The organism is Bacillota bacterium (assembly GCA_013178415.1).
Lineage (GTDB): Bacteria > Bacillota > SHA-98 > Ch115 > Ch115 > Ch115.
Window position 1 is genome coordinate 49,265 of record JABLXA010000012.1, and the last position, 11,228, is coordinate 60,492.

Sequence of the window (11,228 nt, forward strand, 5' to 3'; positions counted from 1 at the left end):
TATGCCGGGAGCAGATAAAGTCATAGCAAACATGCAGGAGTGGGAACGGCGGACAAAGGCCGCTCTTTTTGCGCTTGGGCAGCACTACGGGGCCAAGATGGAGGGCGAGGCGAAACAAGAGGCCCCCTGGACTGACCGGACTGGACATGCACGACAAGGGCTTTTCGGTGAAGCCATGGAGGAAAGCGATGCTCTCCGGGTCCGGATAGCGCACAGCATGGATTATGGGCCTTACCTTGAACTCGCTCATAGCCAGAAGTATGCGATCCTTGAGCCTGTAGCTAAACACAACGCCCCCGAGTTCATCAGGGATGCTCAAGAGGTGATTCGCAGGTGAGAAAAGCCCTATATCAATACCTCACGGCGAATTGCCAGAGCGTGAAGACATGGAAGCAGCCCTACCAGGCCGATGCCTCAACTCCGAAACCATATGGGGTAATTCTCTTCGGCGAGAGGCCCCGGAGCCCGTTCAACCGGCGAGGCGTGTTCCAGGATGTGACGATCTGGGTCTACTTTCAGCCGGGGAGCTATCTCCTGGTGGATGCGGCGGTCGCAGAGATCAAGGCGCTCCTGTCTGGCCCAAACGGCACAGGCAAAGTCCTTACAACTGAAGACGGTCGGGACTTTCTGATCGAGTGGAACCAGGACGGACGAGACTTCCATGATGACGTATTGCAGGCACTAGCAAAGCGCATTGATTTCACAATTCCGTTAGGAGGTTGATAGAAGATGGCAAGTGTTGGGCCGACCTATGGTGTTAGGCTCTTGGTGCTTACGGAGCTTAACCAAGATGGGTCTGATAAAACAGGTGCTAAGGTTGTCCGAGTGACTACTCCCCAACAGGTTAGCTTCGATCCGCAGATCATCGAGGGCTCCCGGCAGGAGCTCCGAGGCGGAGATGGGCTTGTCGCGACGGTTGAAGACGATGACGTCCTTGTCGGGATGAACGCCACGTTCCAGGATGCCGTCCTCGATTTTGAGGCCATGGCTATGATCGGTGGCGGAACGCTAGTGGGCACTCCGCCGAACTATACGGGCTACATCCCCAATACTGTTGCTCAGGAGAAGGCTAATCCGAGGCTGCCATTTAAGGCGGAGATTTACGCGGCGGAGTATGCGGAGGGGTCTCAGGACTCCTCTGACGTGGTGGGCTACGTCAAGGTAACCCTCTGGAATGCGAAGGGCCGCATCCCGACATTCGCTCAGCAGGATCGCAACTTCGCTGTGCCTAGCTACACCATCAAGTCTCGGGAGAACAAAGCACAAAGTAAACCCGCATTTACGATTGATAAGGTAGCCAACCTGCCCGCGTAACAGATGAGGGGGATAAAGTGTTATGAGTGATGAACTCAGGGTAATGTCCATAGACGAGATCAGAAACAAAGCCTGCCAGGTCATCCCCCTGCCTGGCTGGGAGCCCGGCGAGGTCTTCAACGCGAAGGTCCGCCGGGCCTCGCTTTTGGCGCTGGTCCAACAGGGGGTTATCCCGAACGAGCTTTTGCCAATCGTCTACAAGATCATCTCCAAGGGCGGGGAGTTCAATCCCATGACCGACTCCACGCCGGAGGAATTCAAGCAGTTCATCGAGATGCTGAATGCTATCTGTAAGGCTGTTCTCGTGGAGCCGGCCTATGATGAGGTGGCGGAATATCTAACCGACCTTCAACGGACTGCGATATTCCTCTATACACAGCAGGGCTTAAAAGCCCTGGAGCTTTTTCGCGCGCGACAAGAATATCTTATTGCGCCTGGCGGTGACGGCGAAGGAGTTCGGGGCAAGGCCAAGTGACTACTTGCCAGAACTGGGGACATATGAAGCGTTCTGTCTCGACGAAGCCTGCGCGCACATGCTGATTCATATGCGCGAGGAGGCGCGGAAGGAGGCAGAGCGCGAGATCAAGGGTAAAGCCGGGACGGGGGATCGGGAGCCGGTGGCAAAAGGCCCGGTATCACTCGACTGGCTCAAACAACAGCAAGAGCAGTTCAAGCAGAGCGGGAAATACAAGCTGTAGTAGGTGATGGGCATGCCGTGGGGAAGTATGGGGACAATTTGGGCTGAGGTTGGCCTCAATTATGCGGGGCTTACGAGAGGGATGCAGGATGCTACCCGGCAGGTCGAGGCTTTTGACCGGAATATCAACGCCCGGTTCAAGGCTATCGGGGAATCTTTCTCTCAAGTGGGCCGTTCCCTCTCTCTTGGCGTGACAGCCCCTCTTTCGCTACTTGGCGGGATAGCGGCTAAGACGAGTATGGACTTTGAGACCTCCATGGCTAATGTCTGGACTATTGTCGATACGGGCAAGGACAGCATAGCCGCGATGAGCAGACAGGTTGAAGCCCTAAGCCTCGAGCTCCCCCAGACAGCTAAGCAGCTTGCGGACGGACTCTACCAGGTCATCTCCGCTTCTATCCCTGCGGAAAAGGCCATGGGCGTCCTGGAGGTATCGGCGAAGGCTGCCGCCGCAGGGCTGTCCGATACTTTTACCTCCGTGGATGCGATCACCTCGGTGCTCAACGCCTACGGCATGGCTGCTGAAAATGCCGGAGCCGTCTCTGATATTATGTTCAAGACGGTGGAACGCGGCAAGACGACGTTCCCTGAGCTGGCTCAGAATATCGGTGACGTGGTGAGCACGGCTTCGACAGCGGGGGTATCATTCGAGGAGCTATCGGCTGCAATTTCAACCCTTACAAAGGTCGGTGTCAGGACCCCTGAGGCCGTGACCGCTATCAACCAGGCTATACTGACATTCATAGACCCCAGCGATGAGGCCGTTAAGCTCGCAAAGCAACTGGGGATAGAATTCAGCGCGGCCTCGCTGGCCTCAAAGGGCCTGTATGAATCGCTCCAGCAGGTCTACAAGGCAACAGGAGGCAATATCGAGGCCCTCTCTGCCCTCTTTCCGAACGTCCGAGCCCTAAAGGGAGTCTTGGGGTTAGGTCGCCAGGAAATGCAATTGTTCAAGGACGACCTCGATGTCATGCGGACCTCTCTGGGCGCCACTGATAAAGCATTCGAAAAACAGGCCCAGACAAGCGGGCACGCGGTGCAGATATTCAAGAATGAGCTATCTGCTCTTGCCCGGTCTTTTGGGGCTGAATTGATGCCGATGCTGACGGCAGGGATCGAAGGTATCCGGCCTTTTGTGGAGGCTTTTAGTAACCTGCCTGGGCCGGTGAAAGAGGCGGCTATCATGTTTGGGATGTATGCGGCCTCCATTGGCCCCGTCCTTGCTGGGCTAGGCTCGCTGATAGGGATTCTTACTGGCCCCACTGGGCTAGCCCTCGCTATTGGCGCGGTGGTGGCGGCAATAGCCGCCTGGGTGCGGACAAGTAGGGATGTTGACGGCGCGATAGAGAGGCAGATTAACTCCGTGCGCCGGGCCGTAGACGAGGCTACGAAACAGGGTGACACCTACGGCAAGCAGGCCGAGGAGCTAGACCGGCTCATAAAGGAGTATGAGGAACTCCAAGGTAAACCCGATAAATCCCAGCAGGAGCATGAGCGCCTCCGTCAGGTGATAGACAAGATAGTCCAGCTAGCCCCCCAGGCTGTGACGGGCTATGACAACATGGGGAAGGCCCTTATAGGGAATGCCGATGCCGCGAAACGAGTGAGAGACGAACTCTGGCAACTCCGCAAAGAACAACTAGAGATGGCTGCTATGCGGGTGAAGTATGAGCTTCCCGGGCTGGAGGAACAGGTCAAGCTATTAGAACCGCAGTTCAATAAAGTGAAGGCTCAGCTAGACGAAATTGCCCCGCGCTATTACAAGATGCGGGAGGTTGTCCTGGCGATGAGCCGGGCCACCTCGGACGCGCAACGAGAGCAGATTCTCCAGGCTGCGATAGCTAAGGGGATATTTGATGCCTTCACTCCGCCCGCGACTCAATTTGCGGTTGCGGAACAGGCATATAACAAGCTGTATGGCACCTTCTCAGAGCTATCTTCGGCACTCTATAAGGCAAAGACTGGGATTCTGGAACTCAAGAACGCCCAACAACAATTGCAGGACTTTCTCACGACTAAGCCTGGGGCCAGACCAAGCGAAGCTGTCTCTTTGCCGCCGGTTGCTCCTTCTCCCACGAAGAAGATCAAAGAAGTGACGAAGGAGGAGTTATCCGAATTCGAGGCGTTTGGCAAGAAGGTGAAGGCCCTCGGCAAGGGTGCTTTCGGGGATCTCCAGAGGGCATGGGCCGACATCGGTGCTGGGTTAAAGTCCGAGGACGTAGCGGTAAAGTCCTGGGCCGAACAGCGAGCACGGGACTTGCTTAATGTGATCAACGAATCTATCGCCCAATTCGGAGGGGACTGGCTGAAGGCTGCTGCTGCTGCGAGTGTGGAGGTAAAATCGGGCTATCAGCGCATCAAAGAGAAGGTCGACGAAGGACAAAGCGAACTTGCCAAGGCCATGGCGACTCTCAGATATCGGGTGTCTGTTGAGGGTCTGGGAATTGAGGAGCAGGTCAAAGAGCTTGAAGCTATTCAACAGACGGATGCCTACCGCCGTGCCAGCATCGAAGAACAAAGGCAGCTCGAGATGCAATTGGCTGGCCTCCGGGAGGAGCTACGCCAGAAGAAAGTCCGGGATGCATATGACGAATATCAATTCTATGCCCAGCTATATGACTTTGATGCACAGAATCATATCGATTACTTAAACCGATTGCTGAAAGATAAGAACCTGAAAGACGAAGAGTATAAGAAACTCGAAGAGGAACTCCGGCTTTGGGAAAAACGAAAGCAAGAGGAGGACCTTGAGTATCGCAAAAAAGTCGAGGATGCCTGGAATACCTACTATTTGGAGTCCGGTAAGAAAACCAAGGCCGACCTCCTGCGCGAGGAATTAAAGAAACGCGAGGCCGAGCTTGAGGCTGCCCGCAAGGCCGGGAAAGGTATTGAGCTTGCCGAGGCCGCCGTTGCCCAGGCGAAACTTGACCTGAACAAACAAATTCGCCAGGATGAAGAAGATCGATTCCGGTTCCTTGTGCAGATGGGCGCCCTCTCCACCAAGGAGCAGCTTGCCCAGATCCAGGCATGGCTAGCAACGGAGACCGAGGGCTCCACCGAATGGCGGAGGCTCAAGCTGGAGGAACTGGAGCTTCAGAAGAAAGTCAACCTTGAGGCCGCCCAGGCGCGGATTAAAGGACTCGGCCCAATTGACGAGGCTGGTCTTGACCAGCTAAAGGCATGGCGGACTGAGTTAGGCCAGGCGTATGATGCTGCTGTCGCCTTGGGGGTGCAAGGAGAGGATGCGGCGAAGGAATATGCCCGGGCGCTCGAGGAGATCAACGGGCAGATAGATAAGCTCACCAAGCACCAGGAGGAGCTTGGGATCACTCAGGCGCGGTGGGAATATGAGCAGGGGCAGAAGTCTGCCGCTGACTACAAGGCATTCTTGGAGGCCCGGCTCGCCGCCGTAGAAAAATATGGCTCTGAGTGGATCGCCATTCAGCGTGAACTTGCCCAAGTGGAATCGGATATCAATAGGCGCACCGCTGAAGAATTCGTGGCTGGTCTGGGGGACTTAACTGCCGTTGAGGTAGATTCTGCCCGCGAGAGGTTGCTTGCTGAACAGCTTGCCTATGCCGCTATGGGCGAGAAAGGCAAGGCCGCTGTAGAGGTCATTAAGGCGGCTCTGGAGGAACTACGCCGGATCGAGCGCAACCGGTATGAGGATCAGGTCGAACGAGGGGAGTTGACGACTCAAGAGCAGATAGATCGGGTGAGGAAATGGCTCGCCGCCGAGAAGGAAGGGTCCGACGAGTGGAAACGGCTCCGTTCTGAAGAATTCAGGCTCCTCAAACGCCAGCAGGCCGAGATAGCCGAAGCCAAGGTGACGGAAGCCATCGGGGTTATGCCGGTTGACCGTGCGGGGCTGGAGGCCGCAAAGCAGGCCCTTGGTGCCCTCTATGACGAGGTCAAAAAGATGGGGCCTCTCGGAGAGGACGCTGCGACAAAATACACAGCAGCTCTGGAAAAGATCAATCAAGCTCTCGAGAAAGTGAAAACACAGGAGGAGAAAGATGCAGAGGAAGCCCAGAGGCGCGAAGACGCTAGGCTACAACAAGAATACCAGCGAGGGCAGATCTCTGTCGAGCAATATAAGAAGCACCTGTCTGACCGCATGGCCGCCCTTGAATCCGCCGGGGATAAATGGTCATCGGCATGGCTTGCTTATGAGCGCGAACTCACAGAGGTCACAAAGGCCGAGAATGAGAAGGCTGCCCAGGCCGTGATCGATAGCCTCGGTGACCTGGAGACGGTGCATATTGAGTCCGCAAAACGAATACTGGAGGCAGAGCGGGCGAAGTACGCCGGGATGGGCTATCTTGGGGAAGGGGCAATCAAAAAGATTGACGAGGCCCTCAAGATTTTGTCCAAGCGGGAGCAGGACTGGGCCAAGACAATAGAGCAGATTGATGCTGAAATAGCGACATCCTATGAGGCCCGGCTGAACAAGATCGTCGAGGATGGCGCGAAGCTCCTTGCAAACGCCAAAACTGAGGCAGAGCGGCAGAAGATCCTAGTGAAGATCGCCCAGGATGCCGCCAAGGTCCATGAAGACGCGGCACGGGACCGGGTTGCCCAGGCCCAGGAGGTCGCGAAGACCAATGTCCAGGCGGCAATTGCGATGCTGCAAGAGTGGCGTGAGTCTTATGCGAATATAGGCCTTGCGGGCCAGCTTGCGGTGCAGGTAATAGACAAGGCCCTGGCAGACCTTAATCAGAAAGTGCAGACCACAACTGATGAAATGGCCAGCTATGTAGACTCTCGGACAAAAGATAGTCTCCTTGTCGCATTGGAAAGCCTCGACCAACAGCGGAAAGAGAAGGAGGCTGCCGTTAAGGATCAGGCCCTCGTCGACGCCTGGTACAATGAGCGGGTCGAGGAGGAAACCGAAAAGGCCCTCAAGACCCGGATCGGCGCCATCGACCGGATGAATGAGGAAGAGGTCCAGAAAGCCCAGGAGACTCTTGATGCCATCCGTGCGATTGTAATTGCCAAGGTCGGTGCTGAGAGCGATGCCGCCAAGGCTATCGAGGCTATCCAAACTGAGCTCAACATGCGGCTTTACCAACTCAGCCAGGAACGGGCCGAGAAGGACAAGGAGCTTGCTGATGCCCGTCTTGAGCATGAGCGCGAGGTGGCGCAGGAGCTTGCCGAGCTTCGGGGGCAGGATGAAGAAGCGTATATGCTTTCCCTGGAGCAGAAGATCGCGGCCCTCCGCAAGGCTGGCTGGACCGAGAGTGAAATCATCGCCTGGGCCGTGGCCCATGGCGAGAAGATCCGCCGTGATGCCGCCGAAGCTGAGTATGAATTCCGGAAGAAGCTCGGCCTGGTTAGCCTCCAGGAGCAAATAGCCCATGAGCAAGAGATCGCCGAGAAGAGCCAGTGGAGCATAGAGAAGCGGGCCACCGCGGCCCAGAACTACTACGGCGCCCTCATGGATCTTGTCAAGGAGGCGAAGCTGGACGAACTCAAGGCCATCCGCGAAACCCTCGAGGCTCAGCTGAAGAAGTATGAAGCCATGGGTGAGGAATGGGAGGTCTACGTCCTGGCCGTCAAAGCGGCGCTTCAGGAGGTAGATAACCTCATCTATGATAAGAGTAAAGGCTGGGCTGCGCGGCTCGGTGAATCGTTCCTAAATGCCCTCGGTGACTTCGGGAGGATGATCCAGACCTTCCAGAAGGGTTATAAGGAGGGCGGCATCTGGCGTGGGTTGTCAGATGTGTTCATGGAGCTTATCACTAAGAGCAGAGCCTTTGCCGCGCTTCTGGATGCCTTAAACCCTATTATCCAAGCCGTAGCTGACATGTTTGGGGAGCTCATAGCCCCTCTGGTGCCCTTAGTTAAGATATTGGCCCAATTTCTGATTCCCATTTTCAAAGCCGTTGGCCAGGTATTCCGTTGGGTGGCGGATATTGTAGTCGGGATTTGGAATGCGATAACTTCAGTGATTAATTGGGCTCTGGGTTGGCTCGGGGTGCATATTCCAACCATAAAGCCGACCTGGCGGGAGGAGGAAGGGATAGAGGAACCGGAAACTCCATCTGAATCTGGAGGGAAGCAGGGCACTCAGATATCAGAAATCACCGGTCCCACCCGGGACCTCCTGGTCGAGCTCCTGAGGCCGCTTACGGTGCTGGATAGCCTTCCGGTTTATGCGATGGCGATCGAGAAGGCCATCTATGAGATGCGGGACGCATTTCTTGCCTTCGTGGGGATAAATTCCGCAGTAGAGCGCGGGACAGCAGCTGTAATCAATCAATATAACATCGAGAACATGACCATAAATGCGAGTATCAACAGCAAGGAGGAATTCGACCGGCTCATGGCCTCGCTGTCCAGGCGGGCCGAGCTGGCTACACTGGGGAGTGGTGCATAGTGCAAGTGAAACTTGTGAATGCGAAGGGTGAAACAATGCTGCTCCCGGATGAGATGGCGGTCGAGGGCTGGCCCTCGGAAATGGATCTGCCGGGGATCAAGATCCAGGGCCGTCATGGGCGAATCATAGATATGCCGATGGCCTCCCTCAATTCCCGGACCATCCGGGTAAGCGGGATGATGGCTGGAGTGGACAAAGACGATGCAGACGCAATACGCGAGATGGTGGTGGGGTTCGTCCACAGGGCGAACCCCCTCAAGTTGTATCGGCATGAGAATGATGACAAATACATGCTGGTTTATGCGAAGAGCGTGGATCACAGCTACAGGGTGGGGTATTTCCTGGGTCGGGTCTTCACCTTGTCGATTACACTTGAGGCCGGGGATCCGTTTCTCTATGCCGACCAACTCACCCAGCTTGAGATTAACCCAGTGACATTCACACCGCCGGTGACGATGCTGAACGTCACAAATTCGGGGGGAGCCCAGGCGGAGCCGGTCATCTGGCTGTATGGCAAAACGTCCGGCGCGTTAAATGTGCAGAACCCGCAACTCACAAATTACACTACAGGGCTAGCGGTGAAATATACTGGGGTGCTTGCGGCAGGCGAAGTGCTAATATTGGACGCCGCCAGGCACAATGCCGTCAAACTCTCAAACAATATTGAGCACTCGGGCACAGCCCAAGGCGGAGGATCCGACTATATCACATTGGCGGCTACCGCATCGAGCCAGGATGGCTACTATGTGGATAAAATCATCAAGATAACGGGTGGTACTGGGGCAGGTCAATACCGGAAGATCATCGGATATAACGGGACAACAAAGGTCGCAACTATGGCGACGGCCTGGGATACAACCCCGGATGCCACGAGCACATATGAGATATACAAGCTAGGCTTCCTGGCAGGCTATTTTGTCAGCGAGGCTCTTCAAGGAATATTCAGCGGTGCGGTGCCGGTAATCAATAGCGTCAACGAGGGATATCTGATAAATGGGTTCCCCTTGGCACCGGGCGTAAATCAGATTGAGGTAGAGGATGAAAATCAGTTAATGGGCATTTCAATTCTTTTTAGAGCGAGGTGGTATTGATGCCTTTCCCTCCGATTTTGCGAGACAGCCAAGGCAACCCCATTCCTCAGGTATATGACGGGGCGAACTGGCAGGCTTACCGGGGCAACATGCCCCTGGTGACCACACATCAGAATGCGGCAACTGCCAATGGTAACGGTGTAGCCGCTAACGTCGATGGCTATGGCTCTGCGGCCATACAGATAAGCGGGACATTCAACGCGAAAGTAAATTTTCAAGGGTCGGTAGACGGCATCAATTACGTTCCTATTGGCGTGCTAGATTCCAATGGTAACAAGGTTTTCTCTGCCACGGCTCCTGGAATATATCGGGCGGAATTAGGTGGTATACAATTCCTCCGGACGCCTATTTCCGATTATGTCTCCGGGGCGGTGACGGTAGTATCCAGGGCCCTCCCTGTAGCCAGGCCCATTGATGGGGGTTCATTTTCGCTAAATGGGAGTTATGCTTCAAGCTCTCCTTACACAACCACCGACAGCTACGGCGATGCCGCCGTTTATGACTTGGCGGGCAAACAGGGGGCCAAAACGCTCGTTATCCGCAATACGGGCGCGAATCCAGCCGTCATAGCTATTCTCGGTTCTGTAGACGGCGGGGCCACGTATCCGCTCACAATTTACCGTGGCATCGAGATTGGAAGCGCTAAGACGTTTTGGATTGGTCTCAAGATCTTCCTGACACATCTCAAGGTGCAGGCGAAGAGCAAGAACACTGGGGCATCGACAACCGTCACTACTCAGCTCGCTGGAACATCCGCACCCGGCGAGACGGTGACGTTCGGCAACATCAGCAAGAACAGGTATGGCTCGCTAGCAGCCAACACGGAAGAGACAATCCTCGACATCATGGGACCCTTCGAGCTTGAGGCGCTGACGGTGGGCACAGATAGCTCCATAGCATCGATCCGCATCAAGACCTACGCACCGGACGGCTCCACAAACTACGAGTACGTCGTCCCGACGGCTAATGGCACCACTATTCAGGTCGTGACGCCGAACAACCTGGCCGTCTATGCTAACGGAGAAAACGACTTCTTCAAAAACTTCGTGTATGACACCACCAACAACAAATATAGCTTCGGGATGAAGCGCCAACTTCCGTTGCGCGGAGGCGGCGTGGTTAGCATCAAGAACTGGTCAGCCACTGCGCAAAACATCGCCTGCTTCATGGAGGTGAGCCTTGGATGCGACTAGACGAGTGGGTGCGCGCAACCTTCCGAGTGATACCAGATGGATGGATGCGCCAGGACTTCAGCAAGGAGGATGCGTTTGAATTCTCATCTAAAACCACCGACGGGGAATCCACATCCGTGATTGCGCCCATCTCCTGGTTCATGGAGCACTTTGGTGGTGCCGACGCGCCGCCGACAGCCAGTGCGCTCAAAGCGCAAGACCCAAATGACGAAACTGGCTGGCATCGCCATTTTGATGCTTGGGCGGCGCAGGGGATCATTCAACCATAGAGAGATTTAGCGAAACTCAGGAGGGGCCATATTGGCCCCTCTATGCCTATTTCTCATGGTGTCTTGATGCTTCAATGAGCGCACGATAGACGGTTTTATAGAATTGGCTTACTTTATCTTCGGTAACGTATTGGAGGATAAAAGCCGCATTCCCATTCGCGGCATTGCCAAAGCTACTTATCCAAGCGATGGTAATTTCTGTAGCCAATTCGTCAAAGGTTTTACTCATAGATGCCACCTCCTTATAGAATAGATGGCATATTATTCTCCAATCGCAGGGAATTT

10 protein-coding genes are annotated in these 11,228 nt (G+C 55.1%); 9 read left to right on the forward strand and 1 reads right to left on the reverse strand.

The window, feature by feature from the left end:
- The first annotated feature begins 1 nt into the window (after position 1).
- From HPY52_10785 to HPY52_10825, 9 genes are all read left to right on the forward strand, one after another.
- On the forward strand, positions 2-337 hold the full coding sequence (locus HPY52_10785) for a hypothetical protein (GenBank protein ID NPV80743.1): 336 nt from the start codon (positions 2-4) through the stop codon (positions 335-337).
- Positions 334-723 carry a hypothetical protein gene (locus HPY52_10790; protein NPV80744.1) on the forward strand — a complete coding sequence of 130 codons (390 nt, stop codon included), beginning with the start codon at positions 334-336 and terminating at the stop codon, positions 721-723. Before HPY52_10785 ends, HPY52_10790 begins: the two co-directional genes overlap by 4 nt.
- A 6-nt stretch (positions 724-729) precedes the next feature.
- Positions 730-1,314, forward strand: coding sequence for a hypothetical protein (locus HPY52_10795; protein NPV80745.1), 585 nt, complete (start codon positions 730-732; stop codon positions 1,312-1,314).
- Positions 1,315-1,336: 22 nt separating this feature from the next.
- Positions 1,337-1,789, forward strand: a complete 453-nt coding sequence (locus HPY52_10800; GenBank protein ID NPV80746.1) for a hypothetical protein — start codon at positions 1,337-1,339, stop codon at positions 1,787-1,789.
- Positions 1,755-2,012 carry a hypothetical protein gene (locus HPY52_10805; GenBank protein ID NPV80747.1) on the forward strand — a complete coding sequence of 86 codons (258 nt, stop codon included), beginning with the start codon at positions 1,755-1,757 and terminating at the stop codon, positions 2,010-2,012. Before HPY52_10800 ends, HPY52_10805 begins: the two co-directional genes overlap by 35 nt.
- Positions 2,013-2,039: 27 nt before the next feature.
- Positions 2,040-8,390 carry a phage tail tape measure protein gene (locus HPY52_10810; GenBank protein ID NPV80748.1) on the forward strand — a complete coding sequence of 2,117 codons (6,351 nt, stop codon included), beginning with the start codon at positions 2,040-2,042 and terminating at the stop codon, positions 8,388-8,390.
- On the forward strand, positions 8,390-9,481 hold the full coding sequence (locus tag HPY52_10815; protein ID NPV80749.1) for a hypothetical protein: 1,092 nt from the start codon (positions 8,390-8,392) through the stop codon (positions 9,479-9,481). The genes HPY52_10810 and HPY52_10815 overlap by 1 nt, the downstream gene beginning before the upstream one ends.
- 98 nt (positions 9,482-9,579) lie before the next feature.
- Positions 9,580-10,674, forward strand: coding sequence for a hypothetical protein (locus HPY52_10820; GenBank protein NPV80750.1), 1,095 nt, complete (start codon positions 9,580-9,582; stop codon positions 10,672-10,674).
- Complete coding sequence (locus HPY52_10825) at positions 10,665-10,943, forward strand: hypothetical protein (protein NPV80751.1); 279 nt, start codon at positions 10,665-10,667, stop codon at positions 10,941-10,943. The genes HPY52_10820 and HPY52_10825 overlap by 10 nt, the downstream gene beginning before the upstream one ends.
- Before the next feature lie 46 nt (positions 10,944-10,989).
- Here HPY52_10825 and HPY52_10830 read toward each other — a convergent pair whose 3' ends face one another.
- Positions 10,990-11,172 carry a hypothetical protein gene (locus HPY52_10830; protein NPV80752.1) on the reverse strand — a complete coding sequence of 61 codons (183 nt, stop codon included), beginning with the start codon at positions 11,170-11,172 and terminating at the stop codon, positions 10,990-10,992.
- Between the last annotated feature and the right edge of the window lie 56 nt (positions 11,173-11,228).

Bases quoted from the DNA above. Each gene is read 5' to 3' on its own strand.
- HPY52_10830 (NPV80752.1), bottom strand. From the start codon at position 11,172: ATGAGTAAAACCTTTGACGAATTGGCTACAGAAATTACCATCGCTTGG.
- HPY52_10785 (NPV80743.1), top strand. From the start codon at position 2: ATGCCGGGAGCAGATAAAGTCATAGCAAACATGCAGGAGTGGGAACGG.
- HPY52_10825 (NPV80751.1), top strand. From the start codon at position 10,665: ATGCGACTAGACGAGTGGGTGCGCGCAACCTTCCGAGTGATACCAGAT.
- HPY52_10795 (NPV80745.1), top strand. From the start codon at position 730: ATGGCAAGTGTTGGGCCGACCTATGGTGTTAGGCTCTTGGTGCTTACG.
- HPY52_10810 (NPV80748.1), top strand. From the start codon at position 2,040: ATGGGGACAATTTGGGCTGAGGTTGGCCTCAATTATGCGGGGCTTACG.
- HPY52_10800 (NPV80746.1), top strand. From the start codon at position 1,337: ATGAGTGATGAACTCAGGGTAATGTCCATAGACGAGATCAGAAACAAA.